21 protein-coding genes are annotated in these 20531 nt (G+C 71.2%); 13 read left to right on the top strand and 8 right to left on the bottom strand.

Going from position 1 to position 20531, the window contains the following annotated elements:
- The first annotated feature begins 24 nt into the window (after positions 1–24).
- Together lpdA and ACWGO8_RS09425 are read left to right on the top strand one after the other, a co-directional pair.
- On the top strand, positions 25–1425 hold the full coding sequence (lpdA, locus tag ACWGO8_RS09430; protein ID WP_452042804.1) for a dihydrolipoyl dehydrogenase: 1401 nt from the start codon (positions 25–27) through the stop codon (positions 1423–1425).
- A 78-nt stretch (positions 1426–1503) separates the two neighbouring features.
- Positions 1504–1704 carry a hypothetical protein gene (locus ACWGO8_RS09425; RefSeq protein WP_452042803.1) on the top strand — a complete coding sequence of 67 codons (201 nt, stop codon included), beginning with the start codon at positions 1504–1506 and terminating at the stop codon, positions 1702–1704.
- 13 nt (positions 1705–1717) lie between these two features.
- Here the strand turns inward: ACWGO8_RS09425 and ACWGO8_RS09420 are convergent, their stop codons facing one another.
- The 3 genes from ACWGO8_RS09420 to ACWGO8_RS09410 form a co-directional block, all read right to left on the bottom strand.
- Positions 1718–2134, bottom strand: coding sequence for a nuclear transport factor 2 family protein (locus tag ACWGO8_RS09420; protein ID WP_452042802.1), 417 nt, complete (start codon positions 2132–2134; stop codon positions 1718–1720).
- 151 nt (positions 2135–2285) lie between these two features.
- On the bottom strand, positions 2286–3899 hold the full coding sequence (locus tag ACWGO8_RS09415; RefSeq protein WP_376953222.1) for a solute symporter family protein: 1614 nt from the start codon (positions 3897–3899) through the stop codon (positions 2286–2288).
- A complete protein-coding gene (locus ACWGO8_RS09410) occupies positions 3899–4267 on the bottom strand; it encodes a DUF485 domain-containing protein (RefSeq protein WP_452042801.1) in 369 nt (122 codons plus the stop codon). Before ACWGO8_RS09410 ends, ACWGO8_RS09415 begins: the two co-directional genes overlap by 1 nt.
- A gap of 202 nt (positions 4268–4469) precedes the next feature.
- Here ACWGO8_RS09410 and ACWGO8_RS09405 point away from each other — a divergent pair, with 202 nt between their 5' ends.
- The 4 genes from ACWGO8_RS09405 to ACWGO8_RS09390 are packed head-to-tail and all read left to right on the top strand — an operon-like array spanning position 4470 to position 8387.
- The gene (locus tag ACWGO8_RS09405; protein ID WP_452042800.1) at positions 4470–5789 is read left to right on the top strand and encodes a sensor histidine kinase; all 1320 of its coding nucleotides are present in this window, start codon (positions 4470–4472) and stop codon (positions 5787–5789) included.
- Positions 5786–6529 (top strand): LytR/AlgR family response regulator transcription factor, encoded by a 744-nt coding sequence (locus ACWGO8_RS09400; protein WP_376953218.1) that lies wholly within the window; start codon positions 5786–5788, stop codon positions 6527–6529. The genes ACWGO8_RS09405 and ACWGO8_RS09400 overlap by 4 nt, the downstream gene beginning before the upstream one ends.
- On the top strand, positions 6526–6909 hold the full coding sequence (locus ACWGO8_RS09395) for a hypothetical protein (protein ID WP_452042799.1): 384 nt from the start codon (positions 6526–6528) through the stop codon (positions 6907–6909). Before ACWGO8_RS09400 ends, ACWGO8_RS09395 begins: the two co-directional genes overlap by 4 nt.
- Positions 6906–8387, top strand: a complete 1482-nt coding sequence (locus ACWGO8_RS09390) for a sodium/solute symporter (RefSeq protein WP_452042798.1) — start codon at positions 6906–6908, stop codon at positions 8385–8387. Before ACWGO8_RS09395 ends, ACWGO8_RS09390 begins: the two co-directional genes overlap by 4 nt.
- Before the next feature lie 57 nt (positions 8388–8444).
- Here the strand turns inward: ACWGO8_RS09390 and ACWGO8_RS09385 are convergent, their stop codons facing one another.
- Positions 8445–9083, bottom strand: a complete 639-nt coding sequence (locus tag ACWGO8_RS09385; protein WP_452042797.1) for a GNAT family N-acetyltransferase — start codon at positions 9081–9083, stop codon at positions 8445–8447.
- A gap of 263 nt (positions 9084–9346) precedes the next feature.
- On the opposite strand from ACWGO8_RS09385, the gene ACWGO8_RS09380 reads away from it, so the two are divergent.
- Positions 9347–9568 (top strand): antitoxin, encoded by a 222-nt coding sequence (locus ACWGO8_RS09380; protein WP_452042796.1) that lies wholly within the window; start codon positions 9347–9349, stop codon positions 9566–9568.
- A 70-nt stretch (positions 9569–9638) separates the two neighbouring features.
- Here the strand turns inward: ACWGO8_RS09380 and ACWGO8_RS09375 are convergent, their stop codons facing one another.
- Positions 9639–10454, bottom strand: coding sequence for a helix-turn-helix domain-containing protein (locus ACWGO8_RS09375; protein WP_452042795.1), 816 nt, complete (start codon positions 10452–10454; stop codon positions 9639–9641).
- 60 nt (positions 10455–10514) lie between these two features.
- On the opposite strand from ACWGO8_RS09375, the gene ACWGO8_RS09370 reads away from it, so the two are divergent.
- The gene (locus ACWGO8_RS09370; RefSeq protein ID WP_452042794.1) at positions 10515–10964 is read left to right on the top strand and encodes an SRPBCC family protein; all 450 of its coding nucleotides are present in this window, start codon (positions 10515–10517) and stop codon (positions 10962–10964) included.
- Here the strand turns inward: ACWGO8_RS09370 and ACWGO8_RS09365 are convergent.
- From ACWGO8_RS09365 to ACWGO8_RS09355, 3 genes are all read right to left on the bottom strand, one after another.
- A complete protein-coding gene (locus ACWGO8_RS09365; protein WP_376953209.1) occupies positions 10961–12247 on the bottom strand; it encodes an adenylosuccinate synthase in 1287 nt (428 codons plus the stop codon). The two genes, ACWGO8_RS09370 and ACWGO8_RS09365, sit on opposite strands and share 4 nt — an antisense overlap.
- Before the next feature lies 1 nt (position 12248).
- The gene (locus tag ACWGO8_RS09360; RefSeq protein WP_452042793.1) at positions 12249–12797 is read right to left on the bottom strand and encodes a DUF3151 family protein; all 549 of its coding nucleotides are present in this window, start codon (positions 12795–12797) and stop codon (positions 12249–12251) included.
- A gap of 119 nt (positions 12798–12916) precedes the next feature.
- Positions 12917–14359, bottom strand: coding sequence for a S8 family peptidase (locus ACWGO8_RS09355; protein ID WP_452042792.1), 1443 nt, complete (start codon positions 14357–14359; stop codon positions 12917–12919).
- A 199-nt stretch (positions 14360–14558) separates the two neighbouring features.
- Here ACWGO8_RS09355 and argG point away from each other — a divergent pair, with 199 nt between their 5' ends.
- The 5 genes from argG to ACWGO8_RS09330 all read left to right on the top strand — a co-directional run bounded on the left by argG (position 14559) and on the right by ACWGO8_RS09330 (position 20498).
- Positions 14559–15986, top strand: a complete 1428-nt coding sequence (gene argG / locus ACWGO8_RS09350; protein ID WP_452042791.1) for an argininosuccinate synthase — start codon at positions 14559–14561, stop codon at positions 15984–15986.
- A gap of 126 nt (positions 15987–16112) precedes the next feature.
- Positions 16113–16823, top strand: coding sequence for an ABC transporter ATP-binding protein (locus ACWGO8_RS09345; RefSeq protein WP_452042790.1), 711 nt, complete (start codon positions 16113–16115; stop codon positions 16821–16823).
- Entirely contained in the window at positions 16820–18121 is a 1302-nt protein-coding gene (locus tag ACWGO8_RS09340; protein WP_452042789.1) for an ABC transporter permease, read from the top strand. The genes ACWGO8_RS09345 and ACWGO8_RS09340 overlap by 4 nt, the downstream gene beginning before the upstream one ends.
- A gap of 208 nt (positions 18122–18329) precedes the next feature.
- Complete coding sequence (gene cls / locus ACWGO8_RS09335) at positions 18330–19802, top strand: cardiolipin synthase (protein ID WP_452042788.1); 1473 nt, start codon at positions 18330–18332, stop codon at positions 19800–19802.
- Between the two features lie 27 nt (positions 19803–19829).
- Positions 19830–20498: a GAP family protein gene (locus ACWGO8_RS09330; RefSeq protein ID WP_452042787.1), complete on the top strand. Its 669-nt coding sequence runs from the start codon at positions 19830–19832 to the stop codon at positions 20496–20498.
- The last annotated feature ends 33 nt before the right edge of the window (positions 20499–20531 follow it).

Raw genomic sequence — 20531 nt, 5'->3', positions numbered from 1 at the left:
GCCCACGGTCCTAGGCTGGCCCGCATGACCGAACAGTTCGATGTCGTCGTCCTCGGCGCGGGTCCGGGCGGCTACGTGGCCGCGATCCGCGCTGCCCAGCTCGGCCTGAAGGTGGCCGTCGTCGAGGAGCGGTACTGGGGCGGTGTCTGCCTCAACGTGGGCTGCATCCCGTCGAAGGCCCTCCTGCGCAACGCCGAGCTCGCGCACATCTTCCACGACCAAGCCACGACGTTCGGCATCTCGGGCGACGTGCAGTTCGACTTCGGCGTCGCGTTCGACCGCAGCCGCCAGGTGTCCGAGAAGCACGTCAAGGGCGTGCACTTCCTCATGAAGAAGAACGGGATCACGGAGTTCGACGGCCGCGGCAGCTTCCGCGACGCGAACACGCTCGACGTGCGCAAGGCCGACGGCACGGTCGAGACGATCACGTTCCGCAACGCGATCATCGCGACGGGCTCGCAGGTGCGGCTCCTGCCGGGCGTGCAGCTGTCGCAGAACGTCGTCACGTACGAGACGCAGATCCTCACGCGCGAACTTCCGCGCTCGATCGCGATCGTCGGCGCCGGCGCCATCGGCATGGAGTTCGCGTACGTGCTGCGCAACTACGGCGTCGAGGTCACGGTCATCGAGTTCCTCGACCGCGCACTCCCCAACGAGGACGTGGAGGTCTCGAAGGAGATCACGCGGCAGTACCGCAACCTCGGCATCCCGATCCTCGCCTCGACGAAGGTCGAGACGGTCGTCGACAACGGGGCATCCGTCACCGTGTCGTACACCGGCGCCGACGGGCAGCCCGGCTCGCTCGAGGTCGACAAGGCGCTCATCTCCGTCGGCTTCGCGCCGAACGTCGAGGGCTACGGGCTCGAGAACGCCGGCGTGCAGCTCACCGAGCGGGGCGCGATCGCCATCGACGAGCGGATGCGCACGAACGTGCCGCACATCTACGCGATCGGCGACGTCACGGCCAAGCTCATGCTCGCCCACGTCGCGGAGGCGCAGGCCGTCGTCGCCGCCGAGACCATCGGCGACGCCGAGACCCTCGAGCTCGGCGACTACCGGATGATGCCGCGGGCGACGTTCTGCTCGCCGCAGGTCGCCAGCTTCGGGCTCACCGAGCAGCAGGCCCGAGACGAGGGCTACGACGTGGTCGTCGCGAAGTTCCCGTTCACCGCGAACGGCAAGGCGAACGGCCTCGGCGACCCGGTGGGCTTCGTGAAGCTCGTGGCAGACAAGCAGTACCTCGAGCTGCTCGGCGGCCACCTCATCGGCCCGGATGTCTCGGAGCTGCTGCCCGAGCTCACCCTGGCCCAGAAGTGGGACCTGGGGGCGCTCGAGCTCGCGCGCAACGTGCACACCCACCCGACGCTGTCGGAGGCGCTGCAGGAGGCGTTCCACGGGCTCACGGGGCACATGATCAACATGTAGACCCTCGCTGTCGAGGAGCGCCGCGCGAAGCGTGACGCGTATCGAGACGCACCATCGAGTGAAGGAAAGCAGGTACGGATGAACGGGTTCCTGATCGGCCTCGGCGCCCTGATGATCGTGGTCGGCGGGGTCTGGGCGCTGCAGGGGTTCGGCGTGCTGCCGGGCTCCGTCATGAGCGGAGTGGCTCTCTGGGCGATCGTGGGGCCCATCCTCGTGCTCGTGGGCGTGGCCCTGCTCGCGTGGGGGATCGCGCGGCGACGACGCCGCATCCGCGAGTAGCAAACGTGACCCCTCAGTCGCTCGGCAGCGGGTCGTAGCAGTCGTACGCCTCCACGCGCCGGATCCGATCGCCGTCGATGCCGAAGCTGATCACGCTGTTCGAATGCAGGAGCGTGCCGACGGGCACCGTGCCGATGGGCTGCGCCACCCGGCCGTGCCAGTCGACCTGTACGACGAGGTCGTCGCCCGACGCGACGACCCGCCGCACGTCGTAGCGCTGCTCGTCGATCATGCCCGCGCCCGCCGTGCTCGCGGCGAGGATCGCCGCCAGGCCGCGGCGGCCACCCTGCGGGTTCATGAGGCTCGGATAGTCGACCTGCTCGACCTCGGGGTGGAGGAACTCGAGGAGGGCGTCTCCGTGCGTTCCGGACTCGATCGCCCGGATGAAGCGCTGGACGAGGTCGAGGTGCGGTGAGGGTGCTGCGCTCATGGGCTCAACCTACCCACGCCTCGGCGCATGGTGAAGGGGGCGGATGCTCCCGGCATCCGCCCCCTGCACTGCTATCCACACGGCATGGGCAGGCATTCCCGCCGCGTCGATGGCTGCCCGGCGGCCGGTCCCCCGACCACCGCCGGAACCCCTAGTGGCTCACCGCCTTCTCGGCGCCGATGCCGGTGAGCGAGCGCACCTCCATCTCGGACTGCTTCTTCGGGTCCTCGACCGTCTTGTCGAGCACGCTCACGATCCAGCCGAGGAGGAAGGCCAGCGGGATCGAGACGATGCCCGGGTTCGACAGCGGGAACCAGGCGAAGTCGATGGCCTCGGTCTTCAGCATCGACGTCTCGGAGCCCGAGACGACCGGCGAGAAGACGATGAGCACGATCGCCGAGATGAGCCCGCCGTACATGCTCCACAGGGCGCCCTTCGTGGTGAAGCGCTTCCAGAACAGCGAGTACACGATGGTCGGCAGGTTGGCGGATGCCGCGACGGCGAACGCGAGCGCGACGAGGAACGCGACGTTCTGTCCGTTCGCCCCGATGCCGCCGATGATCGCGACGATGCCGATGATGACCACGGTGCGGCGCGCGACCTTGACCTCGGCGCCCGGCTCGGGCTTGCCCTTCTTCACGACCGACGCGTAGATGTCGTGCGCGAACGAGGCGGCCGCGGTGATCGTGAGGCCGGCGACGACCGCGAGGATCGTCGCGAACGCGATCGCCGAGATGAGGCCGAGCAGCAGCGGTCCGCCGAGCGAGAACGCGAGCAGCGGGGCCGCCGAGTTCGGTCCGCCGGGCGCCGCCGCGATGACCGCCGGGCCGACGAGGGCCGCAGCGCCGTAGCCCAGCACGAGCGTGAACACGTAGAAGATGCCGATGAGCCAGATCGCCCAGACGACCGACTTGCGCGCCTCCTTCGCCGTGGGCACCGTGTAGAACCGCATGAGCACGTGCGGGAGGGCGGCCGTGCCGAGCACGAGGGCGAGGCCCAGGGAGAGGAAGTCGACCTTCGTGACATCCGACACGCCGTACTTCAGGCCGGGGTCGAGGATCGCGGGGTTCTCGGCCACGGCGACCGCCTTGTCGAGCAGCGCCGAGAAGTCGAACCCGTTGAGCGCGAGCACCCACACGGTCATCACGCCGGCGCCCACGATGAGCAGCACGGCCTTGATGATCTGCACCCAGGTGGTGCCCTTCATGCCGCCGATGAGCACGTAGAGGATCATCAGCGCGCCGACCACCGTGATGACGACGGCCTGGCCGACCTGGTCCCCGATGCCGAGCAGCAGCGACACGAGGCCGCCGGCGCCCGCCATCTGGGCGAGGAGGTAGAAGAAGCAGACGACGAGCGTCGTGGTCGCCGCGGCGATGCGCACCGGGCGCTGCTTGAGGCGGAACGACAGCACGTCCGCCATCGTGAACTTGCCGGTGTTGCGGAGCAGCTCCGCGACGAGGAGCAGGGCCACGAGCCACGCGACGAGGAAGCCGATCGAGTAGAGGAACCCGTCGTAGCCCGTCATCGCGATGGCGCCGACGATGCCGAGGAACGAGGCCGCCGACAGGTAGTCGCCCGCGATGGCCGAGCCGTTCTGGCCGCCCGTGAACGAGCGCCCGGCCGCGTAGTAGTCGGCCGCGGTCTTGTTGTTCCGGCTGGCGCGGAACACGATGACCATCGTGACGGCGACGAACGCGCCGAAGATGGCGATGTTGAGCCAGGGCTCGCCGGGCGAGGTGCTCGCCGCTTCGAGGTGCAGCATCAGCGGGCCTCCTCGTTCTCGAAGACGCCGGTCTCGATCTCGTCGCGGATCTCCTCCGCGAGCGGGTCGAGGCGCTTGTTGGCGTAGTGCACGTACCACATGGTCACGGCGAAGGTCGTGACGACCTGGGCGAGGCCGAGGACCATCGCGATGTTCACACTGCCGAACACCCGCGTCGACATGAAGTCGTGCGCGTAGCTCGCGAGGAGCACGTAGGCGAAGTACCAGGCGAGGCACGCGCCCAGGACCGGGAAGACGAAGCTCCGATGCGTACGCCGGAGCCGTTGGAACTCGGGTGATGCTTGGACCGCGCCGTAGTCGACCTCTGCGAGGGTCGTGCTCGTTGCGCTCGGGGCGTCGTTGCCCATGGCGTCTCTCCTTCGAGGGGGGATCGGCGGGGCCGACGGCCGCGCCGCTGCGTCGAGTTCCTCCCTGAGGACCCGGCAGTGCGACCATGCTTGCGCTCGCCTCGGAGCGCTTGGGGCGGTCGCCGCTCGTCGTCGCCGAGCGGCGTCCACGGTGCGACGAACGGCGGATCGGCGACGACGAACGACGGCTACGCTGGCCTGCATGCCCGAGTCGATGCTGCTCGCCGCTGCCGCCGGCGTCGTCGCCGGGGCACTCGCGGTCGGCGTGGTCATCCTCCTCCGGCGCATCGTGGTCGCGTCGAAGGACCTCGGCACCGACGTCGAGCAGGCGACGTACCAGACGCTGCACCTCGCGAGCCGGGCGGCGAAGCACCTCCGCGGGGGCATCGCCGAGGGCGACGCCGTGCGCGCCGGGCGCTACCTGCGGGCGTTGCTGGGCTGCGAGACGCTCGCGCTCGTGGGTCCGGCCGGCGACGTGACCGTCGAGGGCGACGACGCCGTGCGCACGGTAGCGGGCCGGCTCGCCGCCGAGGCGCGGTCGTCGGGTCGTCCCCAGGTGCAGCGCCGCATCCGGCTCGGCGAACGCGAGACGGATGCCGTCGCGGCCCCGATCCTCGCGAGCGGCGTGCCCGCCGGGGCGCTCGTCGCCTTCGCGCCCCGCGTCCGGGCCGGGCTCGTGCGTGCCACGGGCGAGGTGGCGGACTGGGTCGCGGCCCAGGTCGAGCTCGGCGAGCTCGACGCGTCGCGCGCGGCCCTCGCCGAGGCCGAGGTGCGGGCGCTGCGGGCGCAGATCAGCCCGCACTTCATCTACAACTCGCTCAACGCGATCGCGTCGTTCATCAACACCGACCCCGCGAAGGCGCGCGAGCTCGTGCTCGAGTTCGCGGACTTCACGCGGTACTCGTTCCGGCGGCACGGCGACTTCACCACCGTCGCCGAAGAGCTGCGCTCCATCGACAGCTACCTGAAGCTCGAGCGCGCCCGGTTCGGCGACCGCCTCAAGGTGACGCTGCAGATCGCGCCCGAGGTGCTCTCGACCGTGGTGCCGTTCCTCTCGATCCAGCCGCTCGTCGAGAACGCCGTGCGGCACGGCCTCGAGGGCAAGGAGGGCGGCGGCCGCATCACGATCGAGGCGTCCGACCAGGGCGCGTTCGCCGAGATCAGCGTCGAGGACGACGGCGTCGGCATCGACCCCGAAGTGCTCGAGCGCGCGCTCGCGGGCGGCGCCCCGGGCGAGCACGTGGGCCTGCGCAACGTCGACGCACGGCTCCGGCAGGTGTACGGCGACGAGCACGGGCTCGTGGTCGAGACCAACGTCGGCGCAGGCACGCTCGTGCGGATGCGCGTGCCGAAGTCGCAGCCCGGCCGCGTCGCGACCTCGGGCCCCGAGCCCGCTTCGACGAGCTCAGCGGGCGGAGGGAGCTCAGCGGGCGGTACCACTTCGCTCCCTGAGCCCGTCGAAGGGGCATCCGCCTCGACGGGCCCAGCGACCCGGAAGCCCGATGGGAGACTGGAACCGTGATCTCCGTGCTCATCGCCGACGACGAGCAGCCCGCGATCGACGAGCTGGCGTTCCTGCTCGGGCAGGACCCGCGCATCGGGATCATCCACCAGGCCGCGTCGGGCGCCGAGGCGATCCGGCTGCTGACGCGCGAGCCGGTCGACGCCGCGTTCCTCGACATCCACATGCCCGGGCTCAACGGCTTCGACCTCGCCCGGGCCATGCAGCGCTTCGAGCGCCGGCCCGCGCTCGTGTTCGTGACCGCCGACGAGGAGGGCGCGCTCGAGGCGTTCGACCTCGCCGCGGTCGACTACCTGCTGAAGCCCGTGCGCACCGAGCGGCTGCAGCGCTCGGTGACCCGCATCGTCGAGGCGATGAAGGCGCAGGCGACGCCGGCGACGGATGCCGCGGCATCCGCGCAGCCCGAGATGATCGCCGTCACGCTCGGCGGCACCACCCGCATGATCCGCCGCGACGAGGTGCGGTACGTGCAGGCGCAGGGCGACTACGCGCGGCTGCACACCGAGGAGGCGAGCTACCTCGTGCGCGTGCCGATGTCCGACCTCGAACGGCAGTGGTCGGACGCGTTCGTGCGGATCCACCGTTCGTACCTCGTCGCGATCCCGCACCTCGCGCGCATCCGGCTCGGCGGCGACCATCCGAGCGTCACCGTCGGCGCGGCGGAGCTGCCCGTGAGCCGGCGCCTGCTGCCCGCGCTGCGCGAGCGGCTCGAGTCGGCGACGATCCGGCCGCGGTCATGAGCGACGACCAACCACCACCCCGCGTCCGCGTGACCGCACCGCATGCGGGCTCCGCCGCGGCATCCGCCCGACCCGTGCCGCACCACGGCGCCGAGGCGCCGACGAGCGACATCGCGGGCGTCTACGTGCGCTCGCTGATTCGATCGCAGCTGCGCCTCGGGATCGTGTTCGCCGTGGGCTTCGCGGTCGCCACCGCGCTGTTCGTGCTCGCCATCGCCCTGGTGCCGCAGCTCGACGAGACGTTCGTGGTCGGCGTGCCGCTGTCGTGGCTGCTGCTCGGCGCGGGCGTCTATCCGCTCGCCATCACGGTCGGTGCGCTGTATGTTCGCGCGGCCTCGCGCAACGAGGCGCGGTACCGATCACTCACGGAGGACGAGTGAACGCCGCGATCGGCTACATCGCGATCGCGGCCGTGGCGATCGCGTCGGCGCTGATCGGGTTCTACGGGCTGCGGGTCTCGCGCACGACGAGCGACTTCTACGTGGCGAGCCGCACCGTGCGTCCGTGGTGGAACGCGTCGGCGATCGGCGGCGAGTACCTCTCGGCGGCGTCGTTCCTCGGCATCGCCGGACTCATCCTGCTCACGGGGTCGTCGGCGCTCTGGTTCCCGATCGGCTACACGGCGGGGTACCTCATGCTGCTGCTGTTCGTGGCGGCCCCGCTGCGGCGATCGGGCGCGTACACGATCCCCGACTTCACCGAGGCGCGGCTCGAGTCGGTGTGGGCGCGGCGGGTCACGAGCACGCTCGTCATCGTGATCGGCTGGTTCTACATCGTGCCGCAGCTGCAGGGCGCGGCCCTCACGGTGCGGATCACGACGGGCCTGCCCGCCTGGGTGGGCTCGCTCGCCGTCGCGGTCATCGTGGCCGTGGTCGTCGCGGCGGGCGGCATGCGCTCGATCACGTTCGTGCAGGCGTTCCAGTTCTGGCTGAAGCTGACGGCGCTCGCGGTCCCGGTGTGCGCGCTGCTGCTCCTCGTCGGCGACGTGCAGCCCGCGCTGCCGCCCGTCGAGGCCTTCCCGCCGAGCGCCGGACCCGGCGACCTCGAGGTGTACCGCACGGTGTCGCTCATGGTCGCGCTGCTCCTCGGCACGCTCGGGCTCCCCCACGTGCTCGTGCGCTTCTACACGAACCCCGACGGGGTCGCCGCCCGCCGCACGACCGTCATCGTGCTCGTGCTGCTCTCGGTGTTCTACCTCTTCCCCACCGCGTTCGGGTTCCTGGGGCGGGCGTTCGCCCCCGACCTCGCGGCCTCGGGCGACGCCGACGCGCTCATCCTTCTGCTGCCCGAGCGGCTCATCCCCGGGCCCCTCGGCGACGTGCTCACCGCCTTCGTCATCGCGGGCGCGTTCGCGGCGTTCCTCTCGACGTCGTCGGGCCTCGTCGTGTCGCTTGCGGGCGTGATCAGCCAGGACCTGCTCGGCGGCAGCGTGCGCGGCTTCCGCATCGCCGCCGTGCTCTCGTCGTTCGTGCCGCTCGTCGTCGCGCTCGCGACGCAGTCGTCGGGGCTCGCCGGCAGCGTGGGCCTCGTCTTCGCGTTCACCGCATCGACGCTGTGCCCGGTGCTCCTCCTCGGCATCTGGTGGCGCGGGCTCACGGCGCGCGGCGCCATCGCCGGGATGCTCACGGGCGCCGTGCTCTCCGGCGTCGCGATCCTCGGCGGCGCGGCCGTCTCGTCGTGGCTGCCCGCCCTGCGCCCGTTCCTCGAGCAGCCGGCGGCCTGGACGGTGCCGATCGCGGTGCTCGTGACCGTGCTCGTCTCGCGCGGCGACCGCCGCGGCATCCCTCGCGGCACCGACCGGTTCCTCACCCGCCTGCACGCGCCCGAGCCGGCGGGGCACCACCGCCGCGAGGGGTGAGCGCCGGGCCCGCAGTCGACGGATGCCGCGCGCTCGCGCCGCGCCGTCGCCGCTGACTCAGGCGGCGAGACGGACCGGCTCGTCGCCCCAGGCCGCGAGCCGCTTTTCGAGCCCCGCCCGCACCGCGGGCCAGTCGTCGACGATCACGGAGTACACGGCGGAGTCGCGCCACGACCCGTCGGCGCGCGGCTTGTGCCGCCGCGCGATGCCCTCGAACCGCGCGCCGAGCTTGAGGATCGCCGCCCGCGACCGGTCGTTCAGCGCGTCGGCCTGCAGCTTCACGCGGCCGAACCCATGGTCGAACGCGAGCCCGAGCAGCAGCAGCTTCGCCTCGGGGTTCACGGCCGTGCCCCAGACGCGCGGGTCGTAGGCGGTCCAGCCGATGTGCGCCGACTCGCTGCCGAGGTCGAGGTCGCCGAGCTTCGTCGCACCCACGATCGCGCCGTGATCGGGGCCGCCCTCGAGGCGCACGGTGAACGGCATCGCCGCCGGGCCGCCCGCGTAGTACCCGCTCGCGAACGACGCGAACGCGTCGGCGTCGCCCGGCAGGCCCGCGGGTCCGCCGCCGTAGCCGCCCGCGAACACCTCGGGTCGGCGCAGCGCGCGCTCGAGCTCGGAGAGGTCGGCGTCGGAGAACGGCGTGAGGCTGATGAACCGGCCGACGAGCGGCCGGTCGGCGGGGCGGGAGGCGGTCACCCGTCGAGTCTGGCATGTCGCGCCGAGGGGCCCGACCGCCCGGAGACGCCCGCGCGATCGACTCGACCCCGTGCGCGATTCAGGTGCGGAGGCGTGTCGTGGGCGCGATCCTCGGCGCGTCCGGGTGACACGCCGAGCGCGCACCTGAATTGCGCACACGACGGGAACGACCGGGGGCGCCGCCGGAGGCGCCGAGGGTTCCGGTTCCCAGGGCCGGACCCTACGATGGCCAGAGCACCGTCCGACGATGAAAGGTGGGGCACATGGGAGCGCTGGACGACCTGACCAAGAAGGCCCAGGACTTCGTGGAGGAGAACAAGGACACCATCAACGAGGCGCTGAACAGCCAGCAGGCCGAGGACATCAGCGACAAGGTCCTCGACGCCGTCTCCGACGCCGCGAAGAAGGTCACGCCCGACGAGCACGACGACAAGGTCGACTCCGTCCGCGACAACATCGACAAGGCCATCGGCACCGAGCCCTGAGCCGAGCCGACCTCCAGGTCTTCGAGGGCGGATGCCGCGCGGTCGCGGCATCCGCCTCGTCATGTGCGGCTCAGCGGAACGCCGCATCGGGATCGGGCACGAACCGCACGGCGTCGGGACCGGCGGCACTGACCCGCCGGTGGTAGTCGGCCGGCGTGTACCCGGTGAACCGCCTGAAGTCGCGGATCACGTGCGACTGGTCGTAGTAGCCGCCGTCGGCGGCGAGCGAGCTCCACGGCGCGGCGCCGGCCACGGGCGTCGCGTCGATGAGCCGGTGGAACCGCACGAGCTCGGCGTAGCGCTTCGGCGTCGAGCCGGTCGCCCGGCGGAACCTGGCGACGAATGCCGGATGCCGCAGGCCGTGCTCCGCGGCGAGCGCGCCGATCGGGTGCGCGGGGTCCGCCTCGAGCCGCCCGATCGCGTCGCGCACGACCGGGTCGGCCGCGCGACCCACGGCAAGGCGGTCGCTCAGCAGCGCCTCGATCGCGTCGAGCACGTCGTCGGCCGCGGCATCCGGACCGAGCGCCGCCGGCCCGTCGAGCCACGGCTGCGAGGTCACCGCGCCGGCGAGCCGTTCGGGGTCGAGCCCGAGCACGCGGAGCCCGTCGGCGCGCACGACCGCTCCCGCGTTCACGATGGCGTCGGGCGCGTCGCTCACGACGAACCGGGAGCGCATGCCCGAGCAGAACGCCGGCCCGAGCGTGCGCCACGGGGCATCCGCCGACTCGAGCACCCGGTAGGGCCGGGGCGAGAGGTTCACGACGAGGTGCACGTCGGTCATCGGGAAGATGCGCTCGTAGCGGGTCGGCGCCGGCCCGCGCAGGAACCAGAGCTCGCGCACCGCCTCCGCGAGCGGGCCCCGCGCCGGGCGACCAGCGACCTCCACGCGCCACCTCCGTGAAATCCATCCAATCGGATGCCGCGTGCGGCGGTCTAGCCTCGCCGCATGACGGCGACGACGGCAGCACCCATGAAGACCGCATTCACCGACGAGCAGTCGATCGCGGCTCCGGCCGACGCGGTCTGGACGCGGCTCACCGACTGGTCGGGCGCGGCCAACTGGATGCCCGGCGTCGACTCGATGCGCGCCGACGGCCCGCTCGCGGTCGGCACCGTGCTGCACTTCGTCGCGCGCGGCAAGGAGTGCACGTCGACGATCACGGCGATCGAGCCCGGTCGCGCGCTCACCATGCGCAGTGCCGTGGGCGGCGTGACCGCCGACTACGCGTACTCGATCGAGCCGGGCGCAACGGATGCCGCGGGCAGCCGCGTTCGGCTCGACGCCGCCGTGGGCACCCGCGGCCTCGTCTCGCTCCTCGCGCCCATGATCCGCGGCGCGATCGCCCGCGAGGACGGCGTGCAGCTCACCCGCCTGAAGGCGTGGGTCGAAGGCTAGTCGAGCAGGTCGTGCAGCTGGACGATCTCCTCGCGACCGGGGCCGACGCCGATCGCCGAGATGCGCGACCCGCTCATCGCCTCGAGCTCGCGCACGTACGCCTGCGCGTTCGCGGGGAGCTCCGAGAACTCGCGGGCGCCCGAGATGTCCTCCTGCCAGCCCGGGAACTCCTCGTAGACCGGAACGGCGTGGTGGAAGTCCGACTGCGACACCGGCACCTCGTCGACGCGCTGCCCGTCGACCTCGTAGGCGACCGCAACGGGGATCTTCTCGAGGCCCGTGAGCACGTCGAGCTTCGTGAGCACGAAGTCGGTGACGCCGTTGATGCGCGACGCGTACCGGGCGATGGGCGCGTCGTACCAGCCCGTGCGCCGGCGGCGCCCGGTGGTGGTGCCGAACTCGAAGCCGCGCTCGCTGAGGAACTCGCCCCACTCGTCGAACAGCTCGGTGGGGAACGGGCCGGCGCCGACGCGCGTCGTGTACGCCTTCACGACGGCGATCACGCGGTCGATGCGGTTCGGCGCGATGCCGGAGCCGGTGACGGCCCCGCCGCTCGTCGCGTTCGACGACGTGACGAACGGGTAGGTGCCGTGGTCGACGTCGAGCATCGTGGCCTGGCCGCCCTCGAAGAGCACGGTCTCACCGCGCTCGAGCGCCTGGTGCAGCAGCAGCGACGTGTCGGTGACCATGGGCCGCAGGCGGTCGACGTAGCCGAGCAGCTCGTCGACGACCTCGTCGACGCCGATCGCGCGGCGGTTGTAGACCTTCACGAGCAGGTGGTTCTTCTGGTCGAGCGCGCCCTCGACCTTCTGCCGCAGGATGTTCTCGTCGAACAGGTCCTGCAGGCGCAGGCCGACGCGGTTGATCTTGTCGGCGTACGCCGGGCCGATGCCGCGACCCGTGGTGCCGATCTGGCGCTTGCCGAGGAATCGCTCGGTGACCTTGTCGAGCGTGCGGTGGTACTGCGTGATGAGGTGCGCGTTCGCCGAGATGCGCAGCTTCGAGACATCCACGCCGCGGCTCGCGAGCCCCTCGAGCTCCTCGAAGAGCACCTCGATGTCGACGACCACGCCGTTGGCGATGACCGGCGTGACGCCCGGGGTCAGGATGCCCGACGGCAGCAGGTGGAGTGCGTACTTCTCCTCGCCCACGACCACGGTGTGCCCGGCGTTGTTGCCGCCGTTGAACTTCACGACGTAGTCGAGCCGGGAACCCAGCAGGTCGGTCGCCTTGCCCTTGCCCTCGTCGCCCCATTGCGCTCCGATGAGTACGGCTGCGGGCATGTCAGTCCTCTCCTGCCGCGTCGACGGCGGCGGTGGGTTCGGCGAGCGGCTCGCCGGTGCGTGCTTCGAACTCGGTCGCGGGCGTGATGACAGCCGCGGATGCCACGATCGGCATGAGCTGGGTGGGCGTGAACTCCGACGCGATGCGCGCCGGCGCCTCGGCGTCGGCCGCGGCGAGCTCGTCGGCGAGGCGCCCGGCGTGGCCGTCGAGCCCGAGCGCGAGCGCGGCCCGGCGCTGCGCGTCGAGCGCACGGAGGTAGGCGCGGTTCGGCTCGGTGCGCCACGGCACGGGGTTCCCGGGCTGCCAGCCGGATGCCGCGAGCTGCTCGCGCGCGAGGTCGACGGCGACGGCCGCGTAGGCGAACGCCTCGATGGAGTGGCCCTCGGAGTCGGCCAGGTCGGCCAGTTCGGCCCATGCGAGCGGTGACGACGGATGCCCCGCCACGACGGACGCGACGGATGCACGATCGGCCTCGGCGAGCGCCTGCCGCACCTCGGGCTCGTCGGCGAGCGACGCCTCGCCCTCGGGTGCTGATTCGTCTGGGGTCACACTCGAGTGTATCGCGGGGGTGTTCCGCGACCCGGGACCTTGACACGGGGCGTGACCGCGACGGCATGGACGAGGGGCCGGGCCATCCGGCCCGGCCCCTCGCGTTGCGGCTCAGCGGATCACTGCACCGCGTTGAGCGCGTTGACGTTGCCCGCGCCGTAGAACCCGTTGCGCTGGCCGCCCGTGCACGTGGCGGGGTAGCCGGGACGGGGCTCGAACACACCGGGCGGGCAGGCGATCGGCGTCGCCGTGCGCTCGAGGAACGAGGCCAGCTGACCGGGGTTCATGCCCGGGTGCGCCGACAGCGCGAGCGCCGCGACGCCGGCCGCGTGCGGTCCGGCCATCGAGGTGCCCTGCGACCAGCCGTAGCCGCCGCCGGGGATCGTCGAGAGCACGGCGTCGGTGATGGTGGACGACGCGCCGCCGGTGCGGAAGCGCGTGTCACCGCCGGGAGCCGTCACGTCGACGACGCCCTGGCCGTACGACGAGTAGTAGCTCTTCTGCTCGTTCGGGCCGACGGCCGACACGGTCACGACGCCGGGCGCCTCGGCCGGGAGGTCGCGGCACGCGCCGTTGATGGTGCGGTCCTCGACGGGGTAGCTGCCGTCGTTCGGGCTGCTCGAGTCGGTGAACTTGTGCTGCAGGTCGACGTTGCTGTTGCCCGCCGAGGCGACCGTCAGGGTGCCCTGCGCCGACGAGTAGCGCAGCGCGCGCTGCACGGCCTGCCACACCGGACGCTGGCGCGGGTCGTTCACGCAGTTGAACTCCCACGGGTCGATGAAGTAGCTGTTGTTCGTGATCGGCATGCCGTGGTCGGCGGCCCAGAGGTATCCGCAGATCGCGGCCTCGGGGTAGATGAAGCCGTCGTCGTTGACGACCTTCACCGACGCCACCTTCACGCCGGGCGCGACACCGGCGATGCCGATGCCGTTGATCGCGGCGGCGATGGTGCCCGCGACGTGGGTGCCGTGCGACGAGGTCGTCGGGCTCCACGCGGCCTGGCTCGTGTCGACGATGCCGCCGATGCACGAGGCGCTCTGGTCCTTCGCGACCTGGGTCGCGAGGTCGGGGTGGGTGGCGTCGATGCCCGAGTCGAGCACGCCGACGACGACCGAGGGGTCACCCGTCGTGATCGCGTGCGCGGCCGGCACGTCGATCTGCGCCATGTCCCACTGCGAGCCCCACAGCGGCTCGGCGGTCGGATCGCCCGACGCGTCGACGGCGGCGGTGCCGGACGCCTCGACGATGTCGTCGTCGATCAGCGTCGTGCCGAGCCCGTTCGTCGAGGCGACGGCGTCGACGCCGGCACCCGCGACCGCGGTCTGGAACGACGCGTTGGTCGAACGCGCCACGAGCACGCCGATCTGGTCGTAGGCGGCGACGACGGTGCCGCCCGCCGCGGCGACGCGCGCCGCGGCCTTGGCCGTGCTCTTGCCCTGCGGCGCGAGCACGAGGTAGGTGGTGTCGGGTCCGGCTGCGGCGGCCGGGACGGCCGCGGTGCCGATGAGCCCGACGGCGAGGGCGGCGGCACATGCCGCGCCGATCACCTTGCGGTTCTTCATCCAGTTCTCCGTTCAATGCGAAAAGCGCCGCCGCCCTGTTGGGCGACGGCCCGGCTCGTCCAGTGGATGCGACGCGCGACGGCATCTTTGGAGCCGCGCGACCGGTGGCGCGAGTCTAGGCGATACCGACCCCCGGGCGGGGGCCATTGACACCGGCCCGCGTCGTCGTGTGCCGAACCGCACAAGTAGGCTGGAGGCCATGTCCAAAGTCCTCACGAGCCTCCCCGTCGGCGAGCGTGTCGGCATCGCGTTCTCGGGAGGTCTCGACACCTCCGTGGCGGTCGCCTGGATGCGCGAGAAGGGTGCGGTCCCCTGCACCTACACGGCCGACCTCGGCCAGCCCGACGAGCCCGACGTCGAGGCCGTGCCCGGTCGTGCGCTCGAGTACGGGGCGGAGATCAGCCGCCTGGTCGACGTGAAGACCGCGCTCGTCGAGGAGGGCCTGGTCGCGCTGCAGTGCGGCGCGTTCCACATCCGCTCGGGCGGCAAGACGTACTTCAACACCACGCCCCTCGGCCGTGCGGTCACCGGCACGCTGCTCGTGCGCGCCATGATGGAGGACGGCGTCGACATCTGGGGCGACGGCTCGACCTACAAGGGCAACGACATCGAGCGGTTCTACCGCTACGGCCTCATGGCCAACCCGCGACTGCGCATCTACAAGCCGTGGCTCGACCAGACGTTCGTCACCGAGCTCGGCGGCCGTGCCGAGATGAGCGAGTGGATGCAGCAGCGCGACCTGCCCTACCGCGCCTCCGGCGAGAAGGCGTACTCCACCGACGCGAACATCTGGGGCGCGACGCACGAGGCGAAGAAGCTCGAGGACCTCGACGCCGGCATCACCATCGTCGAGCCGATCATGGGCGTGCGCTTCTGGGACGACGCGCTCGTGGTCGACGCCGAGGACGTCACCGTGCGCTACGAGCAGGGCCGCCCGGTCGCGCTCAACGGCGTCGAGTTCGACGATCCGGTGGAGCTCGTACTCGAGGCGAACCGCATCGGCGGCCGTCACGGCCTCGGCATGAGCGACCAGATCGAGAACCGCATCATCGAGGCGAAGTCGCGTGGCATCTACGAGGCGCCGGGCATGGCGCTGCTGCACATCACGTACGAGCGGCTGCTCAACGCGATCCACAACGAGGACACGATCGCGAACTACCACCAGGAGGGCCGCCGCCTCGGCCGCCTGATGTACGAGGGCCGGTGGCTCGACCCGCAGTCGCTCATGCTGCGCGAGTCGATCCAGCGCTGGGTGGGCTCGGCCGTGACCGGCGAGGTCACGCTGCGCCTGCGTCGCGGCGACGACTACACGATCCTGAACACCGAGGGTCCGGCGCTGAGCTACCACCCCGACAAGCTCTCCATGGAGCGCGTCGGCGACCAGGCCTTCGGCCCCGAGGACCGGATCGGCCAGCTCACCATGCGCAACCTCGACATCGCCGACTCGCGCGCACGCCTCGAGCAGTACGCGCAGCTCGGGATCGTCGGCGGCGCGACCGCGCAGCTGGTGGGCGAGATCGCCTCGGGCCAGGCCGCGCAGATCGCCGCGGGCGAGGCCGAGACCGAACTCGAGGCCGCGACGGATGCCGCGAACGAGGCCGCGGCGTTCGACCTCGGCACCGACTGACCGTCACTCCGCGTACTGCGACGGCGGTACTCGGAGTTACCTCTCCGGGTGGACGCGTCGCGCGTCGGCGCCGACGAGACTCGATGACGGTGCGCGACGCGCGCGCCGAACCCGAGAGGACTCGACATGGCGACCCCCATCCTGCAGGTCGACGACCTGCACAAGACGTACGGGCGAGGCGCGACGCGCTTCGACGCGCTCAAGGGGGTGAGCTTCGAGGTGCGCGAGGGCGAGTCCCTCGCGATCGTCGGCAAGTCGGGGTCCGGCAAGTCGACGCTCATGCACCTGCTCGCACTGCTCGATCAGCCGACGACGGGTACGGTCCGCCTCGCCGGGCGTGATGCGGGGACGCTCCGCGGCCGCGAGCTCAATCGCGCCCGCAACCGCACGTTCGGCTTCGTGTTCCAGCAGTTCTTCCTCACGTCGAACGCGAGCGTGCTCGAGAACGTCATCCTGCCGCTCAAGATCGCCGGCGTCGGCCGTGCCGAGCGCCGCCGCCGGGGTCTCGCCGCCCTGGCACAGCTCGAGCTCGAGGACAAGGCCCGCAACCGCGCCTCCGACCTCTCGGGCGGGCAGAAGCAGCGCGTCGTCATCGCCCGGGCGCTCGTGAACTCCCCGCAGGTGATCTTCGCCGACGAGCCGACGGGCAACCTCGACTCGGCGACCGGCGCGGTCGTCGAGGACATCCTGTTCGACCTCAATCGCGAGCAGGGCATCACGCTCATCATCGTCACGCATGACGAGGAGCTCGCCGCACGCTGCGACCGCCGGATCCACATGCGCGACGGCCTCCTCGTCGAGGCATCCGTCGACGCTGAGGAGGTGTTCGCCGCATGAAGACGACCGACGTGATCGCGACCGCGATCTCCAACACCTTCCGCTCGAAGACCCGCACGATCCTGACGATCCTCGCCATCTTCATCGGCGCGTTCACCCTCACCATCACGACCGGGCTCGGCACGGGCATCAACCGGTACATCGACCAGACGGTCGCCGAGATCGGCGCGGGCGACGTCATGACCGTGACGCACGCGCCCGACGAGGACGCCGGCGACGGCCCGCAGGAGTACGTCGCCGACCAGGTGGCGCAGCAGCGCACGGCTCCGGGCCCGCCGTCGGGCCAGTCCATCGATCCGATCACCGCGTCCGACCTCGAGGAGCTCGCCGCGACCGACGGCGTGGTCTCGGTCGAGCCCGTGAAGGCGATCGACGTGGACTACGTCCGGCACGGCGACGGCACGGCGTACCGGATCGACGTGGGCTCCTTCATCCCGGGCATGGAGGTGCAGCTCGCGGCCGGGGAGCAGCCCGACGCGGCATCCGACGCCCTGCAGGTGGTCGTGCCGGTGGACTACGTCGAGCCGCTCGGGTTCGACGACGACGCGGCCGCGATCGGGCAGGAGGTCCTCTTCGGACTGACCGACGGCGACGGCGCCGAGCAGACCGTGACGGCGACGATCGTGGGGGTCTCGGAGGCGGGACTCGGCGGTGCGGGCGGCAGCGCCTCGCCCAACACGGCGCTGACCGACGCCCTCTACGCCGCCCAGGAGACCGGTGCGCCGGCCGGGCAGGCGGAGTCGTACGGCTCGGCCACCGTGCGGTTCGACCCCGCGTCGACGCCCGAGCAGGTCGAGGCGCTCCGCGCCGACCTCGCGGATGCCGGGTTCCAGGCGACGACCGTCGACGACACGCTCGGCGCGTTCAAGACCGTCATCGACGGCATCGTGCTCGTGCTGAACGCGTTCGCGATCATCGCGCTGCTCGCCGCGAGCTTCGGCATCGTGAACACGCTCTTCATGTCGGTGCAGGAGCGCACGCGCGAGATCGGCCTCATGAAGGCGATGGGCATGGGCAGCGGACGGGTGTTCGGGCTGTTCAGCTCGGAGGCGACGTACATCGGCCTGCTCGGCAGCCTCGTCGGCATCGGCGTCGGGATGCTCGCGGGCACCGTCGTGGGCGGCGCGCTGTCGTCCACCCTGCTCGCCGACCTGCCCGGACTCACGCTCATCGCGTTCGACCCGGTGTCGATCCTGACGATCGTGCTCCTCGTCATGGGCATCGCGTTCGTCGCCGGCTCGCTGCCCGCCGCTCGCGCGGCACGGCTGAACCCGATCGACGCGCTCCGGTACGAGTGATCTGTTCCGCTGGTCGAGGAGCCGCGCAGCGAGCATCTCGGAACCGTCTTCGCGGGGGGTTTCGAGACGGCCCTGCGGGCCTCCTCAACCCGCGGACGCGGGCCTCCCCGGCGCGGAGGCCCCGTGCCATACTCAGTCAACTGCTCCGCGACCGTACTGGGGAGGACGCGATGACCGCTGGTGGACCCTTCGTGACGGGAGCCGGGCGTTGAGCGCCGAGCTGGCGAACCTCATCGGCGGCATCATCATCCTCGCCGACCTCGCCATCCGGATCGCCGCGCTCATCATCATCCCGCGTGATCGCAAGCCCACCGCGGCGATGGCGTGGCTGCTCGCGATCTTCCTCATCCCGTTCGTCGGCATCATCCTGTTCCTCATCATCGGCAACGTGAAGCTGCCGAAGAAGCGGATGGAACGGCAGAAGGAGATCAACGCGATCATCGAGCAGCGTGCGGAGGGCGTCGACCTCGATACCGACCCCGCGTCATGGCCCTCCTGGTTCCGCACGATCACGGAGCAGAACCGCCGACTCGGGGCGCTGCCGGCCACCGGCGGCAATCGCGCCGAGCTCATCGGCGACTACCAGGCGTCGATCGACCGGATGGCCGCCGACCTCGACCTCGCCGAGCGGTTCGTGCACGTCGAGTTCTTCATCGTCGCGTTCGACGACACCACGCGCGGGTTCTTCGCCGCGATGGAGCGGGCGGTGCAGCGCGGCGTGACCGTGCGGCTCCTGATGGACCACATCGCCTCGGCGAAGGTCCCGATCCACAAGGAGACCGTGGCCGAGCTCGACCGGATCGGCGTGATCTGGCGGTACCTGCTGCCGGTGCAGCCGTTCAAGGGCCACTACCAGCGGCCCGACCTGCGCAACCACCGCAAGCTCGTCGTGGTCGACGGCCGCATCGCCTACACCGGTTCGCAGAACCTCATCGACCGCAGCTACGACTCCCCGAAGAACCAGAAGCGCGGACTCAAGTGGCAGGAGCTCGTGACCCGCGTCACGGGCAGCTCCGTGACCGCGATCAACGCGGTCTTCCTGTCGGACTGGTACGCCGAGACCGACGAGAACCTCCTCGCCGTGGAACACGTGCCCGCGGCCGACGTGCCCGACGATCCGTCGCCCGACGCGCTCGTCTGCCAGGTCGTGCCGAGCGGCCCCGCCTACGAGCTGGAGAACAACCTGCGCCTGTTCCTCGGCCTGGTCAACGCTGCGCAGGAGCAGGTGATCATCACCAGCCCGTACTTCGTGCCCGACGAGGCCATGATGTACGCGATCACCTCGGCCCGGCTGCGCGGGCTCGAGGTGCAGCTGTTCGTCTCGGAGATCGGCGACCAGGGCTCGGTGTGGCACGCGCAGCGCTCCTACTACGGGGCGCTGCTGCGAGCGGGCGTCCGGATCTTCCTCTACCCGGGGCCGTACATCTTGCACGCCAAGCACCTCTCGATCGACGACGACGTCGCGGTGATCGGCTCGAGCAACATGGACATCCGCTCGTTCAACCTCAACTTCGAGATCTCGCTGCTCGTGCGCGGGCGCTCGTTCGTGGCCGACATGCGCCAGGTCGAGGCCGAATACCGGACCCTGGGCCGCGAGCTCACGCTCGAGGAGTGGGAGCGCGAGCCGGCGACGGCGACGTTCCTCGACGGCGTCGCGCGACTCACGTCGGCGCTGCAGTAGGCGGATCGCGGACACGCGGGGGCACGAATGCTGGAGGCGATCGGGCACGTCCTGCCGATCTCGATCGCGGTCGCGATCAGCTCGGTGCCGATCATGGCGACCATCCTGATCCTGCTCTCGCCGAACCGGTCGCGGTCGGCGCTGCCCTTCCTCATCGGGTTCGTGCTCGGACTCGCCCTCGTGGTCACGCTCTGCACGCTCTTCGCGCAGGCGATCCCGACGTCGCGATCGGAGCGCCGCCCGGATACCGCCGTCGGCACGGCTGAGATCCTGGTCGGACTGGCGCTCGTCGTGATCGCCGTCGTCGCCTGGGTGCGGGCCCGGCGGAACCCCTCCACCGCCATCCCGAAGTGGCTCGACGGCGTGGCCAAGCTCGGCCCGTGGTCGTCCTTCGGACTCGCGTTGCTGCTGAACGTGCGTCCGAAGGCCCTGCTGCTCGCGATCGCCGCCGGGCTCGCCCTGCGAGGAGACGGGGTGACGACGTCGCAGTCGCTGATCGTCATCGGGATCTACACCGTGATCTCCGCGTCGACGGTGGCGGTGCCGATCATCGCCACGTTGGTGGACCACCGCCGCATGGAACCCCGGCTGCTGAGTGCTCGCGAGTGGCTCGGCCGGAACAGCGGCACGATCGGCGCGCTCATCCTGCTGCTGATCGGCGTGGTGATCATCGGCACGGGGCTCGCGCGCCTGTGAGCTTGCCGAGATAACTTGCACACTGATGTGCAA

The organism is Agromyces sp. NPDC055661, assembly GCF_053618135.1.
The sequence above is the reverse complement of the archived record's forward strand: the minus strand, read 5'-3'. Positions and strand labels throughout refer to the sequence as shown.